We start from the raw sequence: 15157 nt of genomic DNA, 5'->3' as shown, positions 1-15157 counted from the left end.
CTATCCTCCGCGAACCTCGGCGGCCGCGGTGACAAGGTGTTTGAGCGACTCGGTGACCTCGTCGGTGGTTCGGGTCTTCAATCCACAATCCGGGTTGACCCAGAGTCGTTCGGCCGGAACAGCTTCGAGTGCTTCCCGCAGCGACGTGGCGATCTCTTCGACACCCGGTACCCGCGGTGAGTGGATGTCGTAGACACCCGGGCCCACACTGTTCGAGAAGCCGACGGCGTTGAGATCGCCCAGCACCTCCATGTGCGAGCGAGCCGCCTCGATCGAGGTCACATCGGCGTCCAGATCGGCGATCGCACCGATCACCTCACCGAACTCCGAGTAGCACAGATGGGTGTGGATCTGGGTGGAATCCTCCACCCCGGAAGTGGACAACCGGAACGCCTCCACCGCCCAATTCAGGTACGCCTCTTTGTCTTTCGAACGCAACGGCAGCAGCTCGCGCAGCGCCGGCTCATCGACCTGAATGATCGCGATACCGGCCGACTCCAGATCAACGGTCTCGTCGCGGATCGCGAGGGCCACCTGGGCGGAGGTCTCCGCCAGCGGCTGATCGTCACGGACGAAAGACCAGGCCAAGATGGTGACCGGGCCGGTGAGCATGCCCTTGACCGGCTTTTCCGTCAGCGACTGTGCATAGGTGATCCAATCGACGGTCATCGGCTTGGGCCGGGCCACATCTCCATAGAGGATCGGTGGACGGACGCACCGGCTGCCGTAGGACTGCACCCACCCGTTCTGCGTGGCGAAGAACCCGTCGAGTTGCTCGGCGAAGTACTGCACCATGTCGTTGCGCTCGGGCTCACCATGCACCAGCACGTCCAACCCCAGCTGTTCCTGCAGCTCGATGACCTCGGCGACCTCGGCCTTCATGCGGCGCTGATACTCAGCGGCGTCGATCTTGCCGGAGCGCAGATCGGCACGGGCGATCCGAATGGCCGAGGTCTGCGGGTAGGAACCGATCGTGGTGGTGGGCAACGCAGGCAGTTTCAGCCGGTCCTGCTGAGCGGCGCGACGTTGATCAGCCGGTCCACGCTTGGCGCCCGAAGCGACGATCTCCGAGATCCGGGCCCGGACCTCGCCGTTGTCGAGTCGCGGATCAGACTTGCGCGACTCGATGGCGGCGTTGGACGCAGCGATCTCGCCAGAAATGGCCTCGCGACCGTCCTTGAGACCACGAGCCAGTGCCACCACTTCGGTGACCTTCTCGAAGCCGAAGGCCAGCCAGCTGCGAAGCGCCGCGTCCAGATCGCTCTCGGCGTCAAGGGTGTAAGGCACGTGCAGTGTCGAGCATGACGTGGAAACCGCTATCGCCGCCACAGCCCCCGTCAGCACGGACAGGGTGCCCAGTGCGGCCTCGAGGTCGGTGCGCCAGATATTGCGCCCGTCGACCACACCCGCCACCAGGAGCTTGTCGGCGAGCTCCGGCACTGCGGCCAGCGCGGCGGCGGTTCCGGCAACCAGATCGACGCCGATGGCCTCGATCGGGGTACGAGCCAATGCGGGCAACGCGTCGGTCAGCTCACCGAAGTAGGTCGCGACGAAGACAGCCGGCCGCTTGGTCAGTCCGGCGAGACGGGCGTAGGTCCGCTCGGCGATGTCGGCCGCATTGTCGACAATGTCGGTCACCAACACCGGCTCGTCGACCTGGACCCACTCGATTCCCTTGTCTGCCAACAGTCCCAGCAGTTCGGCATAGACATCGACGAGGTCATCGAGACGGGCCAGCGGCGCTCCCTCACCATCGACGGACTTGGACAGGGCCAGGAAGGTGATGGGACCGACAATCACCGGGCGCGCCGGAATCCCCTGTGCACGTGCCTCTTCCAACTCTCCAAGCACCTTGGCCGGATTGAGGGCGAAGCTGGCCTCCGGGCCGATCTCGGGCACGATGTAGTGGTAATTGGTGTCGAACCACTTGGTCATCTCCAGTGGAGCTATCTTGTCGTTGCCGCGCGCCGCGGCGAAATAGCGGTCCAGGTCGTCGGCGACAGCGGTCACACGCGGCGGGAGTGCGCCGACCAGCACTGCGGTGTCGAGCATCTGGTCGTAGTAGGAGAACGTGTTGACCGGGACCGAGTCCAGTCCGGCCGCGACCAGCGACTCCCACGTATCGCGGCGGAGGGTGGCGGCCACCGACTCGAGTTCGTCGCGATCGATTCTGCCGGCCCAGTACTTCTCGACGGCGCGCTTGAGTTCGCGGTTCGGCCCGATTCGGGGCGACCCGAGGATGGTGGCGGTGAAGGGTGCTGCGGTTGTGCTCATGACGACGTCCTTCAACGTGCGACGGGGATGGCCACCGCCAGGAGACGTCGAACCGAACACAGCCACCCCGCCATGGGTGAGCCGCTTTCGGCCACTGCCCATTCCGCGAGGCGATGAACCACCGGACGCGGCGCGCCCGGTACGGCTGGCAGGTCTTCGGACTCACAGGCACGCACGGAAACCGTGCTCCTACTGGCCGTCGCTTCCCAGCTGCAGTTGCCTGCGTGCCAGTGCTGATGACGGCGGTCGTTCCTGCATACCGCTGCGGGACAGTCCCGGATTCTCACCGGGTTCCCTCTCACGTCGCATCTCAATCAGCCTGCGTCGTTCGATGTCGGCACCGCAAACACCCCGGCACCGGCAAACCAGCTGCGCGGGCCAGACTACCCGCCTCACCCCGGCGGGTAGCGATCAGCGCGGCATCGCGGCCTTGATCTTGTCCACCACATCGGCTGCCTGGGTTACCGACGAGCCTGCCGGCTTGCATGCCTGCACGTCCATGACGAGATTGGCGGCCACAGCGAGCGCCCGCTGGCAATCCCTGGTCTGATCCCCGTTGACGCGGGTGAAGGGCAGGGTGAGCTCGTCGTCGGTCTTGGTGAGCTGACCGCTCTTCCACTTGGGCAGCGGTTCACCGTTGAGGGTGATGTTCACCTTGTGGTCGGTGCATTTCGACCAGCGATCGGCGGACTGATCCAGAAAGTCCTTGGCGTCCTGCGGGGTCGGGAAGATCACCACCGACTGCACCAACAGGTTGTCCCAATTGTCGTTGTCCGGTGCCCGAAGCAGTACCTGGCGCATGGCGGTCCAGTGGTCCCCGTAGATGGCGGACTCGTTCACCTGCCAGGCACCGAGGCAATTCAGGTTGGGCAGCAGGTTGCGATGATCACTCATCGCGGTGACCGGCGGGTGCGCCGTCATCCCGTCGGTCCCCATCAGGGAGTTGACCTCGCCGGTGCTCAGCAGCAGCCCCTCGAGCGCGGACATGGGCACATCCTTCGGCGGCCCCTGAGGCTTGTCGCCGCCGCCGGCACAACTGGTTGCCAGCAGTACGAGCATGAGCAACGAAATCGCAAGCCGGATCACGGCAGTCCTTTACTGACGGCACGGGTCGCCGCGCATCTGGGTGGGTGAGTTTCCAAGGTGGTGAATGCCGGCGCGTCCCACCAGAACCTGGTCAGGACAACGTGATTCGGTTCGCCGTCAAGCGTGGGTGCCCGCAGCGGCACAAGCCATCTGTGCATTGGTGGCATCGGTGTTGAGCTGGGTGGCGGTGTCATTCAGAGATTGACCACCGGTGCGCAGCCCCATCTTCAGGAGCAGCTTGGTGGCGCCGAACGACCAGGACCGCATCGGGTTGGCGATGTCCGGGGAAAGCCCAGGTGTTCCCGCGGCACTCATCGCCGATGCGGCGGCTTCGCGCAGCGCGGTCCGGCCACTGGTGTTCGTCGTGCTGATGGTCGGGTCCCCGTAGTCGGGGCGCTCCACGCCTTCGATCGAATCCGCGAAATCGCCGTAGAACGTCGACGCCGAATCGAGCGCGTTGGCGAACGTCGAGCAGGCCGTAACCGCAGGTACGCCAGGATCATCCGTGGTCGCGACCGGCACCGATACCGGACCCGGGGCCGGCACACCGGCCGCCACCGGAGGCAACTCGGGCGCCGCGGGCGCAGCCGGCCCTGGAGCACCGGCCTCGTCGCCTGGTTCGGCGCCTGCCAGGGGCATGGCAGCGAACCCGATGCTGAACGCAACGAGTAGCGACGCGAACCCTCGCTCATACGTCTGAGACGACCTCAACGATTCCTCCGTCAGTCGGTAGCTATTCGGCGCCATGCGCCCACACTTCGCATCCCCGCCTGTCGACGCGTCCGCTTTACCCCCCGGATGCCCCTCACGGTCGAGGGTTCACATGTCCAGAAGGTGAACATCCGGCCAACCCGCTCCCACAAGGGGTCGTCCATTGTGTGCCGCCCGCACGTTCCCCTTCCTCATATATGGGATGCACTGCGGCCCAACTTGTTTCCCAGCCATCTCACAGCTTCGAAGATTCCAGCTGGATGTGAACCTGGCGGCAACTGTTGGGGCATTGTTCACCGATTCGAAACGCGATCGGTTCATGCTTCGTCGCGACAGATTCCTTGGGCCCTTTGATTTCTGACGACCATGGCGCGTCTCAGAAGGCGGGGCCCAAACCCACGAGAGGCGCAAGTTCACGCATGTTGAGTCGTTTTGCCCCCCTGGCTGCAGTCTGCATGTTGGCCCCTGTAGCGATTGCGCCGCTTGCATACGCAGATCCCCCGCCCCCGCCGGACCCGGCGGCCCCCGTCGCTGCGCCCGCACCGCCCCCGGTGGACACCGGCGCGGTTCCGTCCTCTGCTCCGGGCGTGCTGGACACCCCGGACGGCTGGCACGTCACCGTTGTCGGCTCCAACGAGACCCTGCTGCCGGTGGCACCACTCACCACCGCGGTGTCATCACGTGAATACCTTGTCGGAGGGACCTTCACCGGAAAGGTCTCCGGTGGCGGCAAGACCAAGCTGACCGGCGGAACGCTGGAAGCCGGCGCCCAGATCGGCTGCGGCATCATCACCGACGAAACGGAGATCAACCCCGGCATCAGCTTCACGCCGGGCCTGCGAATTCCGTTCACCGGCGCGGCAAGCGACGTCAGCGGTGGCACCGGCATCAGCTTGCAGGGCAAGGTGTACCTCAAGCCGGGCACGGTCACCATCGTCCCGATCGACAAGAAGTCGTTCAAGGGCTCGGGTACCCGCGTGACCGTCACGGGCGTCCGCATCAAGTTCGATCAGTGCGCCGGTCAGTCGTTCATCCGCACGTACGCGACTCTGACCAGCTCCACCGACAACACCGACGACGTCATCACCTATCTCGGTGTGACCAAGGCTGTCTGACCGCGGCCCGGAAACGACACCGATCCATGACTCGCCCAGATCACGACGTCGATCCGTCGGATTCGAAACTTACGAGAGGCACAAGTTCCCGCATGTTGAATCGTTTCGCCACTCTGGCCGCTGTTTGCCTGCTGGCCCCGGTAGCACTGGCGCCCCTCGCGTCGGCCGACCCGCCGCCACCGCCGGACCCAGCCGCACCGGTCGCCGACGCCGGCCCCCCGCCGGACAACGGTCTCGTCGCATCCGCGGAGCCCGGTGTCGTCACGACGCCCGACGGGTGGAAGCTCACCGTCGCTGCGAAAGACGAGAGCCAGCTGCCGGTGGCACCGCTGACCACCGCCGCATCCTCTCGCGAATACCTCGTGGCCGGCACGTTCACCGGCACCGTCACCGGTGGCGGGTCCACCACGCTGTCCGGCGGCACACTGGATACCGGCTACCAGATCGGTTGCGGTATCGAACTGGGCCAGGTCCGCCTCATCGGCTCGATCGGCCTGAGCACGTCGGGTTCGACGTTGGCCGGCATCATCCCGACCGGTGTGAGCATGCCGATGTCGGGCACGCTGGAGATCCACCTCAAGCCCGGTACCGTCACCAACGTCTCGGTGAACAAGAAGTCGTTCAAGGCGGCACCGGTACGCGTCACGGTCAAGGACGTCCACATCAAGATCGACGGCTGCACCGGTCAGTCCTTCCTGCGCTCGTACGCGACCCTGACCAGCTCCACCACCGACACCGACGACGTGGTCGCGTACTACGGCGTTACCAAGGCAGTCTGACGGGGAGCTGTGAAAGCGAAACACGAAGGCATGAGCGAGAACTCAGACGGCACGTACGCGGTCAAGAACGCGATGGCCGCCCTCGCCGCAGCCGGGCTGTTCGTGGTCGGTGCGGCGGTTGCCTGCTCGGCAACCGCCGCAGCCGACCCGGCACCGCCGGAGGTTCCGGGCGCTCCCGCGGTTGCCGCCCCGGCCCCCGCGGTGGAACCGCCTCCCCCGGCCGGACCCGAGGTGCCGCTCGTCGGTGCACCACTCGGGCCGCAAGGGCTGTCGGTTCTGGGGCAGACCGGAACCCAGGCGGCGCCAGGCAGAATGGGTGTCCCCGACGGGATCGACCTGAGCCCGGGTGCACTGTTGGGGCAGTACGCAGCTCCGGCTGCACCGGGCGGTCCGCCACCCACCAACGCCCCCAACCTCAGGGCGTTCAACAACGGGAACTTCCTCCCGCAGAACGAGAAGCCGTCAGCCCCCGGACAGGGCACCGTGGTCGGGGTCGAACCGGGCCAGGAGAACGCGGACATCTCCGGGCTCGACTGGATGCGGAACATGCGCGACCTGTACCGCAACGGCAACCTGCGGGGCGCAATGCTCGGCCAAGTGCCCAAAGAGCAACTCGGTGAACCGCTTCCGGGCACCGCTCCCCCGCCCGGGACGAACATCCCGTCGGGTCTCGGTGAGAATCTGCCGGATCCAGCGGCACCGCCCCCGGCACCGGGAGCCCCGCCGGCACCGGGAATCCCGGGGCCGCCGCCTCCCCCAGCTCCAGCTCCCTGACACATACCTTCAGGCAGCATCCGGTATTCCCGGGTGCTGCCTGATTTCTTGCTGCCCCCATCTTCCGGTCCACCGCGCTCCACCGCCAAAATCCGCTGGACGAATTTTCGCAACTTTCTGTTAACTTTCTGTACACCGGGAATACACTGGCTGTTGACGGCCGGAGCTACCGGTGAGAGCGACAGCACGAGATCCGACCGCCGGGGAGGATCGAAATGCTGACGCATGCGCGAAGATCGAGAATCATCGGTGTGGCGGTTTTCATTCCCGCCATTGCGGTCGGGGGTGCGCCATTAGCCGCGGCAGAGCCGACTGCGGGCAGCGGGCAACGGGCCGACGAGACCATCTCCGCCCTTAGCGCCGAGGGCTACACAGTGGCGATCAACTGGGTGGGCGGCAAGAGCACACTGCCGCTGGACAGGTGCCGGGTCAATTCCATCCACAACCCCAACCGCGGGGCGCCCCCGTTGCCGAAGTCATCGGTGACGGTCTACGTGGATGTGCAGTGCCCGGACGAGTCCTCGAACTCCTGAACGACGTCATCCCCCTGCCCGGCGGAATAGACTGGCAAGACCGGTCCGACCGCCGGGAGGGTGATCATGCGGCGAGCATCGCGGTGCGTAAAAGTGGTTTCCCCCTTGGTGTTGTGCTGCGCCGGGATTCTCGTCATCTCAGCCCCACCCGCCGGAGCTGATCCCACAGCGGGCGAGCAGTCAGCTGACGCAGTCATCAGCGACCTCGAGGATCAGGGCTACAGCGTCGAGATCAACTGGGTCGGCGGCGTGAGCACGACCCCGCTGTCGGAGTGCTCGGTCAAAGGCATCCACAACCCCGACCGGTCCTCACCGCCGGCGCCGAAATCCTCGATCACCGTGTACGTCGACGTGGCGTGCCCCAACGAACCCGACGACTCCTCCGTCATCCTCGGTCCGCTCGGGCCTTTCGGCCCGTTCGGCATCGGCTAGAACGCACCCGCGTTGGGCACCGAGGTGGTCGCATAGGGATTCGACATGGTCGTGGTCGGCGGTGCGGTCGTCTCCACCACAACTTCTGGCGGTGGCGGTGGCGCACTTGACGTTCCGACGTCCTCGCTGGTGCTCACCGGTGTCCGTGGCGATGTGCTGGTACTCGTGGTCATCGACCGCGACGACACCGGCTTCGTGGGCGTCACAGGGGTGAGCCGCTCCGGTGAGGCCGGCAGCACCGAATGATGCGACGTCATCAGGATCGCGAATACCAGCGCGCCGATGGCCACCACTGCCCCGATCCCGGCGAACACCATCGCCGCGGTGCTCTCGTGCCAGGGGGTATGCGGCCGATCGTCCGCTGAACCGATCCGGTAGTCCGGATCAGTGTCCAGCATGCGGCCCCAAGTTCCGGGCCGCACCGTTGAACGGAAAACCTGACAGCGACAACGCAATCAGCCACACCACGCCCGCCAGAACGGCAAGATCCGCGACATTGAACACCGGCATCGGGCCGACGGCCAGAAAGTCGACCACATGGCCCCGTAGCGGCCCGGGGGCGCGGAAGAATCGGTCGACGAGGTTGCCCGCGGCACCTCCCAGGATCGTCCCGAGGCCCAGAGCCCACCACGGCGAGCGGACATGCACGCCGATCCAGGCGATGGCCGCGGCAACGCACAGGACGACGATGGTCAGCATCACGGTCCGGTCCGCGGCCATCGACAATGCCGCACCGGAATTGCGGGTGAGCTCACATGCCAGCCAGTTGCCGAGCAACGGGACGGTACGGCCGGGTTCGAGTATCCCCACAGCCAGGGCCTTGGTCCCGACGTCGAGCACAAAGACCGCGCCCGCGGCCGACAAGAGCAGCCGACGCCGCGTCGGCTGTGCCGAACCGGCGCCCGGAGCGCCAGAAATATCGGCGATGTCGGCCGTCACCGAATCATTGTCCGCTCGCGAAAGCCGGATCGCCGGGCGACGCGGCTGACGTTTCGGTGAACATTTGTGGCGCGTCAGGGGTTCGTTCGACGGCCTCGGCGACCAGACCACAACCATCGTTAGGCTAACCTAACGCAATGACCCTCTTCGACTATGCAGCGTACGGGACCGGTCAGCCGCAGCCGCGGTGATCACCTTCAAGCCGGCGGCTCCACCGACCGGACCCGTGCGACGCCGCCGTGGTTTCGGGCTGCTGATCGCCGCCATGTTGCTGGCGGCAATGTGTTTGGCCAGCCTGGCAGTCGGCACCGAGCACGTGTCCCTGTCGACGGTCTGGCATGCGGTCACCGACTACCACGACATCGGCGATCAGTGGATCGTGCACGACCTGCGGATCCCCCGCACTGCGCTCGCACTTCTCGTCGGACTCGCCCTGGGACTTTCGGGCACTCTCATACAGGCAGTCGGACGGAATCCGTTGGCTGACACCGAAATCCTCGGAATCAACGCCGGCGCAGCGTTGTTCGTCGTCAGCGCAATCGCCTTCTTCGGTCTCACCGGCGTCAGGACATACATCTGGTTTGCGTTTGCCGGAGCGCTTTTCGCGATGGCGATCGTCTATCTGGTGGGCATGACCGGCCGCGTGACCGCCACCCCAGTTCGGGTGCTGCTCGCGGGCGTCGCGGTGGGTGCCGTGCTCGACGGCATCGGATTCGTCGTGCGGTTACGCAATCCGCACGCCTTCGACAACATGCGCTTCTGGGACGCCGGGGCGCTCGACGGTCGGTCGCTTGAGGTCGCGTGGGCCATCAGCCCGTTCATCGCTCTCGGCGCCGTACTGTGCGTCATCGTCAGCCGCTCACTCAATGTCACCGCGCTCGGCGAGGATCTGGCGAAGAGCATGGGCGGCAACGTCGCACGCACACAAGCGCTCAGCCTCATCGCCGTCACGCTTCTCGCGGGGGCCGCGACCGCGGGGGCGGGACCGATCGGCTTTGTCGGCCTTATGGTTCCGCACGCCGTGCGGCGATTCACCGGGCCGGACTGGCGCTGGATACTGGCGTACGCGTGCTTCGTCGCGCCCGCACTTCTGCTCGCGGCCGACATCGTCGGCCGCGTGATCATCCGGCCCGCCGAACTTCCGGCCGGTATTGTCACCGCATTTCTCGGTGCGCCGGTGCTGATCTGGTTGATCCGTCGCCGTGGGACGGATCGGGCATGAGCGTCGAGTTCGGTCACCGCCAGGTTGTCCTGCGCTCGCGCGGGATGTCGTTGCGGGCGTCTTGGCGCTCGGTGCTCGTGGTGGCTTCGCTTCTGGCCGCTGTCATCGTCGTCGGCGTGATTGCCATCGGATTCGGCAAGTACACCGTCGCACCCTTGGATGTGCTGAGGGTTCTCCTCGGCACCAACACGTCGTTCGACCGCGTGGTGGTGCTCGAATGGCGAATGCCACGGATGACGATGGCGTTGCTGGTCGGTTCTGCGCTGGGCGTCTCGGGTGCGATTTTTCAGGCACTGACCCGAAACCCGCTGGGCAGCCCCGACATCATCGGCGTGAACACCGGCGCCTACACGGGAGCACTGGTCGTCATCGCCGGTTTCGGAGGCGGCTACTATGCCGTCGCGACCGGAGCTTTGGTGGGCGGTCTGATGACCGCACTCGCGGTCTATCTGCTGACCTACCGCAACGGAGTGGCCGGCTACCGGCTGATCGTGGTCGGCATCGCACTGGGCGCAGTCCTGAGCTCGGTGAACCAATGGATCGTCATCAAGCTCGACTTTCACGCGGCGGTGACCGCATCGGTGTGGCAGCAAGGCACCCTGAGCGGGCTGAGCTGGGTGCAGGTCGTTCCGATGACAATATGCCTGCTGGCCATCACCGTCGGGCTGGTGGCGCTGGGCCCACAGCTTCCGATACTGCAGCTCGGTGACGATGCAGCAGGCGCACTCGGGATACAGCCCGACCGAGTGCGATTGGCCTACCTGGTCGCGGCGGTGGCACTGGTGGCACTGGCGTGCGCTGCCGCGGGACCGATCACGTTCATCGCGCTGGCCGCCCCGCAACTCGCGCGCCGGCTGACGGCCGGTGCCGGCGTCGGCCTGATGCCGTCCGCGGCGATGGGCGCGGTCCTTCTGCTCGGCAGTGACGTCGTCGCCCAGCATCTGTTCGGCGGCAGTGAACTCCCGGTCGGTGCGGTGACGGTGTCGCTGGGCGGCACGTACCTGGTGTATCTGCTTGTCACGCAGGCACGTAAACGGTGAAGGGATCATGCATATGGAGGGCAGTCGGCTACGTGCCAACCACCTGTCGATCGGCTACGAGGACAACACCGTCATCGCCGGCCTGTCGGTGCAGGTGCCTGACGGACAGGTCACCGCGATCGTCGGCCCCAACGCGTGCGGCAAATCCACCCTGTTGCGCGGGCTGGCCCGGCTGATCAAACCGTCCGGGGGCCAGGTCGTTCTCGACGGTCAGGACATCGCGTCGCTGCACACCAAGGAGGTGGCTCGGCGACTTGGTCTGCTGCCTCAGACATCGATCGCCCCCGAGGGCATCACGGTGGCCGATTCTCGTGTCCCGAGGCCGCTTCCCACATCAGAAGGTCATGCGGCAGTGGTCGGCCGCCGACGAAGCCGGCGTCGCCGATGCGATGGCTCAGACCGGGGTGACGGAGTTGGCCGGTCGGCTGGTCGACGAGTTGTCCGGCGGTCAGCGGCAGCGGGTCTGGGTGGCGATGGTGCTCGCCCAGCAGACCCCGCTGATCCTGCTCGACGAGCCGACCACGTACCTCGATATCGCCCACCAGGTGGAGTTGCTCGACTTGTTCACCAAGCTCAATCGAGAGCAGAACCGCACGGTCGTGGCCGTCCTGCACGACCTCAACCACGCGTGCCGCTACGCCGATCACATCATTGCCATGAAGTCCGGTGAGATTGTCGCGCAAGGTGATCCGGCCGCGGTCATCACCGGCGAGTTGGTCGAGGATGTCTACGGCCTGGCATGCCAGATCATCGAGGACCCTCAGACCGGGACACCGCTGGTCATCCCGCGCGCATCTGCCTACACCAAGAGGCCCTCGTGAATTCCGGCGCGGCGGTGCTGCGCCGCACCGTAACCCGCAATCTGCGCTGGCTGATTCCCGGTACCGTGCTGACGTCGCTGCACCAGGTGTGTGAGGCCGCGGTACCGGTGCTCATCGGGGTGATCGTCGACCGCGCGGTCGGCACCGGAAGTGTGCCGGCAATCATCGCCTGGATCGCCATGCTGGCGGCCCTTTTCCTCGTGCTGTCGGTTCTGTGGCGGTTCGGGTCCCGGCTGCTGATGTATGCGGTCGCGCGCGAATCGCACCTGTTGCGCATAGAGATCAGCGGCAGGCTCCTCGACCCGCTGGGAATCCGAACAGATTTCAAAGCCGGTGAACTGCTCTCGATTTCGTCGACGGACGCCGACGAGACCGGCTATGTCATCGACTACCTGCCACGCGTCGCCGGTGCACTGGTCGCCACAGTCGTATGCGGCATCGTACTGCTGAGCATCGACCTGCCGCTGGGATTGATCGTGCTCATCGGCATCCCCCTTGTGGTGTCCGCCCTTCAACTGAGTGCACCTCTTATCGCCCGGCGGGTGGAGGAACAGCAGGCAGAGGTGGGACGGGCGACCGCGTTGGCCACCGATCTGGTCAGTGGGCACCGGCCCTTGCAGGGCATCGGTGCACAAGCCAATGCCGCGGCGCGCTACCGCGTGGCCAGCCGAACATCGCTCGCCGCCACCTTGCGCGCCGCCCGGATCGAGAGCGTCCAGGAAGGCGTGGCGACAGCCGTGGGAGCGCTGGCGGCCATGACGATCGCCCTGGCAGCCGCCTACTTCGCACTGCACGGCGAGCTGTCATTGGGCCAGTTGATCACCGTGATCGGTCTCGCACAGTTTCTGATCGAGCCGTTCTCCACACTTGCGATCGTGCCGAGTTGGGTGGCCGAGGCGCGAGCGTCGGCCAATCGCGTGGCGGCAGTGCTGGATTCCCCAACGCTGCATTCCACCGATCCCGCGACCGCGGCGCCTGAGGAGGCGGCACCCCCCGGCACCCTGACCGCGCGCCTCGAGGGCTGGACCCTGCAGCTTCAGCCCGGCGAGTGCGTGGCCGTGCTTACTGCCGACGCACGCGACGCGACGTCGCTGATCGACGTACTTTCGGGACGGGTTCGGTCAACCGCTTCGGTGCATGCCGGCGGACATCCGATCGGTGCGATCACGCCCGGCGAGCGACGCCACAGACTGCTGGTCGAGCACCACAACGGTGAACTCTTCACGGGCACGGTCGAATCCAACCTGCGCATCGGCGCGCAAGGCCGAGACGCCGGGCCCGCGCTGGCAGCCTCGTGTGCGGTCGACGTCGTCGAACTTCATCCCGACGGGCTGTCGTCCCCCATCCTGGAGCGCGGAGCAAGCCTGTCCGGCGGTCAGCGACAACGCTTGACGTTGGCCCGGGCATTGGCCGCCGACCCCGACATCCTGGTATTGCACGACCCGACCACCGCGGTCGACGCCGTCACCGAACAGGCCATCGCCGACGGCATCCGGCGGCTGCGGCCGTCTTCCGGTCGCACGACACTGATCGTCACCAGCAGCCCCGCGCTGCTTGCCACCGCAGACCGCGTTGTCGTGGTGACAGACGGCCAGGTGCGGGTCGAGGGGACGCATCGCGATCTGGTCGACTCTGATCCTGTCTACCGAAAGTTGGTGTCCCGGTGACGATCAGTGAATCGATCACGCCACCCGTCCTGCCGGTGGCCTCGGCCGCACGCAGCCGTCAGTGGCTCGTCGCCGAACTGCGAACCAGGCCCGCCCGGACCACCGCGGCGTGCGCAATCGGACTTGCCGCGGCAGCCGTCGCCACCGTGCCGGTCTACCTGCTCGGTGCGCTCGTCGATCGAATCCGAGACGGCGCCACCGCGGGCAGCCTCGCGGGCCTGGCGGCGTTGATCGGTGTGTCCGCCGTTCTCGGAGGCTTGGGCACCGGGTTGTCGGCGTATCTGATCAACCGGCTCGGCGAGCACACAGTCGCCGACCTCCGCGAGGACGTGCTCGCCCGGGCCCTGAACCTGCCTGCCACCACGATCGAGGAGAGCGGCCGGGGCGATCTGCTGTCGAGGGTCGGCCCAGATGTCGCCGCGGTGGCCAAAGCGGTGTCCCAGGTGCTGCCCACCATGTTCAATGCCCTGTTTCTCGGTGTGATCACGCTTTTCGCGATGGGAAGCCTGGACTGGCGGCTGGGTCTGGCCGGCGCGCTGTGCATTCCCGCCTATGCGGCCGGCCTGCGGTGGTTCCTACCACGATCAGCACCGCTGTATGCCGAACAACGCATCGCGATGGCACAGCGCACGCAGCTCACCATGGAGTCGGTCCAAGGCGTCAGAACCATCGACGCCTACGAGATCCACGCCCAGCAGCTGGCCGGAATCCAGGATGCATCGGATCGCGTGCGGGATCTTTCGGTGACTGTCTTCACCCTGTTCACCCGCCTGGTCGGGCGCGTCAACCGCGCCGAGTTCATCGGACTGTCAGCGACATTGGTGGTCGGGTTTCTGCTGGTGCGGTCCGGTTCGGTCACCATCGGCGCGACGACGGCGGCGGCCTTGATGTTTCACCGGTTGTTCAACCCGATCGGCATGCTCATGTACAACTTCGACGAGATCCAGGCCGCGGCAGCGTGCCTGGCGCGGCTCGTCGGAATCGTCGACCTTCCTGTACCCGCCGGGCGCCCCGGCTCGGCGACCCCGGCCGGATCCGACGTCGAGATCCGCGCACTGTCGTTCCGCTACAACGCCGGACCCGAAGTCCTGCAGGATGTTTCCCTCAGCATTCCGGCCGGGACCCGCTGCGCACTGGTCGGCTCCACCGGTGCGGGCAAGAGCACGTTGGCCGCGATCGTCTCAGGTCTGTATGCGGCAACCCGGGGACATGTCGAGATCGGCGGTGTTGCCGTGGGCGACATCGATCCGTGCCTGTTGCGTCGCTGGGTTGCCACCGTCACGCAGGAGGTCCACGTTTTCTCCGGTCCGCTCATCGATGATCTGCGTCTGGTGGCACCCGAGGCCACGCGGGACGAGATCTGGGATGCCCTTCGCGTGGTCGGTGCGTCGGACTGGGTCGAGGCCCTCGACGAGAGGCTGGACACCCCCGTCGGGGAGCATGGCGTATCCCTGACCGCCGCCCAAGCCCAGCACATCGCGTTGGCACGACTGGTGCTGGCCGACCCCGAGGTGGTGGTTCTCGACGAAGCAACCGCAGAAGCGGGCTCGGCTCATGCCGTCGAGCTGGAACGCGCGGCCGCCGCGGCGACCGACGGCCGAACGACGCTGGTCGTCGCACATCGGCTCACCCAAGCTGCCACAGCTGACCAGATTGCGGTGATGGAGGGAGGGCGCATCGTCGAAAATGGGACGCACACCGAGCTTCTCGGGCACGGCGGACGCTACGCGCAGCTGTGGGCCGCATGGAGTGCGCCCGGGTAGA

Annotated in this window: 14 protein-coding genes, 1 pseudogene and 1 riboswitch; of the genes and pseudogenes, 10 read left to right on the top strand and 5 right to left on the bottom strand. The window is 66.3% G+C overall.

The genetic code is table 11. The features are described 5' to 3' along the window. The 3 genes from metE to ACNQR1_RS14255 form a co-directional block, all read right to left on the bottom strand. Complete coding sequence (gene metE, locus ACNQR1_RS14265; protein WP_418046877.1) at window positions 1-2274, bottom strand: 5-methyltetrahydropteroyltriglutamate--homocysteine S-methyltransferase; 2274 nt, start codon at window positions 2272-2274, stop codon at window positions 1-3. Window positions 2275-2403: 129 nt separating this feature from the next. Then, window positions 2404-2612: riboswitch (cobalamin riboswitch) on the bottom strand. 73 nt (window positions 2613-2685) lie between these two features. Beyond that, window positions 2686-3261 (bottom strand): sensor domain-containing protein, encoded by a 576-nt coding sequence (locus ACNQR1_RS14260; protein ID WP_418046876.1) that lies wholly within the window; start codon window positions 3259-3261, stop codon window positions 2686-2688. A gap of 216 nt (window positions 3262-3477) precedes the next feature. Beyond that, window positions 3478-4071, bottom strand: a complete 594-nt coding sequence (locus ACNQR1_RS14255) for a hypothetical protein (RefSeq protein ID WP_418046875.1) — start codon at window positions 4069-4071, stop codon at window positions 3478-3480. A gap of 419 nt (window positions 4072-4490) precedes the next feature. Here ACNQR1_RS14255 and ACNQR1_RS14250 point away from each other — a divergent pair, with 419 nt between their 5' ends. The 5 genes from ACNQR1_RS14250 (at window position 4491) to ACNQR1_RS14230 (ending at window position 7704) form a co-directional block, all read left to right on the top strand. Further along, a complete protein-coding gene (locus ACNQR1_RS14250; RefSeq protein ID WP_418046874.1) occupies window positions 4491-5186 on the top strand; it encodes an MspA family porin in 696 nt (231 codons plus the stop codon). Between the two features lie 92 nt (window positions 5187-5278). Next, entirely contained in the window at window positions 5279-5965 is a 687-nt protein-coding gene (locus tag ACNQR1_RS14245) for an MspA family porin (RefSeq protein WP_418046873.1), read from the top strand. A gap of 30 nt (window positions 5966-5995) precedes the next feature. Continuing rightward, window positions 5996-6739, top strand: a complete 744-nt coding sequence (locus ACNQR1_RS14240; protein ID WP_418046872.1) for a hypothetical protein — start codon at window positions 5996-5998, stop codon at window positions 6737-6739. 251 nt (window positions 6740-6990) lie between these two features. Then, window positions 6991-7272, top strand: a complete 282-nt coding sequence (locus ACNQR1_RS14235) for a hypothetical protein (protein ID WP_418046871.1) — start codon at window positions 6991-6993, stop codon at window positions 7270-7272. A gap of 93 nt (window positions 7273-7365) precedes the next feature. Next, a complete protein-coding gene (locus ACNQR1_RS14230; RefSeq protein WP_231965619.1) occupies window positions 7366-7704 on the top strand; it encodes a hypothetical protein in 339 nt (112 codons plus the stop codon). Here the strand turns inward: ACNQR1_RS14230 and ACNQR1_RS14225 are convergent. Together ACNQR1_RS14225 and ACNQR1_RS14220 are read right to left on the bottom strand one after the other, a co-directional pair. After that, on the bottom strand, window positions 7701-8102 hold the full coding sequence (locus ACNQR1_RS14225; protein ID WP_418046870.1) for a hypothetical protein: 402 nt from the start codon (window positions 8100-8102) through the stop codon (window positions 7701-7703). The two genes, ACNQR1_RS14230 and ACNQR1_RS14225, sit on opposite strands and share 4 nt — an antisense overlap. Continuing rightward, window positions 8089-8643 carry a signal peptidase II gene (locus ACNQR1_RS14220; protein ID WP_418046869.1) on the bottom strand — a complete coding sequence of 185 codons (555 nt, stop codon included), beginning with the start codon at window positions 8641-8643 and terminating at the stop codon, window positions 8089-8091. The genes ACNQR1_RS14225 and ACNQR1_RS14220 overlap by 14 nt, the downstream gene beginning before the upstream one ends. 187 nt (window positions 8644-8830) lie before the next feature. Here ACNQR1_RS14220 and ACNQR1_RS14215 point away from each other — a divergent pair, with 187 nt between their 5' ends. From ACNQR1_RS14215 to ACNQR1_RS14195, 5 genes and pseudogenes are all read left to right on the top strand, one after another. After that, window positions 8831-9865 carry a FecCD family ABC transporter permease gene (locus ACNQR1_RS14215; RefSeq protein WP_418046868.1) on the top strand — a complete coding sequence of 345 codons (1035 nt, stop codon included), beginning with the start codon at window positions 8831-8833 and terminating at the stop codon, window positions 9863-9865. After that, the gene (locus tag ACNQR1_RS14210; protein ID WP_418046867.1) at window positions 9862-10905 is read left to right on the top strand and encodes a FecCD family ABC transporter permease; all 1044 of its coding nucleotides are present in this window, start codon (window positions 9862-9864) and stop codon (window positions 10903-10905) included. The genes ACNQR1_RS14215 and ACNQR1_RS14210 overlap by 4 nt, the downstream gene beginning before the upstream one ends. A 13-nt stretch (window positions 10906-10918) precedes the next feature. Then, window positions 10919-11726, top strand: a pseudogene (locus ACNQR1_RS14205) (ABC transporter ATP-binding protein). Then, window positions 11723-13393 carry an ABC transporter ATP-binding protein gene (locus ACNQR1_RS14200; protein ID WP_418046866.1) on the top strand — a complete coding sequence of 557 codons (1671 nt, stop codon included), beginning with the start codon at window positions 11723-11725 and terminating at the stop codon, window positions 13391-13393. The pseudogene ACNQR1_RS14205 and the gene ACNQR1_RS14200 overlap by 4 nt, the downstream one beginning before the upstream one ends. Continuing rightward, complete coding sequence (locus tag ACNQR1_RS14195; protein ID WP_418046865.1) at window positions 13390-15156, top strand: ABC transporter ATP-binding protein; 1767 nt, start codon at window positions 13390-13392, stop codon at window positions 15154-15156. Before ACNQR1_RS14200 ends, ACNQR1_RS14195 begins: the two co-directional genes overlap by 4 nt. Window position 15157 lies beyond the last annotated feature (1 nt).

The organism is Mycobacterium sp. 48b (assembly GCF_048282725.1).
Taxonomy (GTDB): domain Bacteria; phylum Actinomycetota; class Actinomycetes; order Mycobacteriales; family Mycobacteriaceae; genus Mycobacterium.
The sequence above is the reverse complement of the archived record's forward strand: the minus strand, read 5'-3'. Positions and strand labels throughout refer to the sequence as shown.

Bases quoted from the DNA above. Each gene is read 5' to 3' on its own strand.
- metE (WP_418046877.1), bottom strand. From the start codon at position 2,274: ATGAGCACAACCGCAGCACCCTTCACCGCCACCATCCTCGGGTCGCCC.
- ACNQR1_RS14260 (WP_418046876.1), bottom strand. From the start codon at position 3,261: ATGTCCGCGCTCGAGGGGCTGCTGCTGAGCACCGGCGAGGTCAACTCC.
- ACNQR1_RS14250 (WP_418046874.1), top strand. From the start codon at position 4,491: ATGTTGAGTCGTTTTGCCCCCCTGGCTGCAGTCTGCATGTTGGCCCCT.
- ACNQR1_RS14245 (WP_418046873.1), top strand. From the start codon at position 5,279: ATGTTGAATCGTTTCGCCACTCTGGCCGCTGTTTGCCTGCTGGCCCCG.
- ACNQR1_RS14240 (WP_418046872.1), top strand. From the start codon at position 5,996: ATGAGCGAGAACTCAGACGGCACGTACGCGGTCAAGAACGCGATGGCC.
- ACNQR1_RS14225 (WP_418046870.1), bottom strand. From the start codon at position 8,102: ATGCTGGACACTGATCCGGACTACCGGATCGGTTCAGCGGACGATCGG.
- ACNQR1_RS14210 (WP_418046867.1), top strand. From the start codon at position 9,862: ATGAGCGTCGAGTTCGGTCACCGCCAGGTTGTCCTGCGCTCGCGCGGG.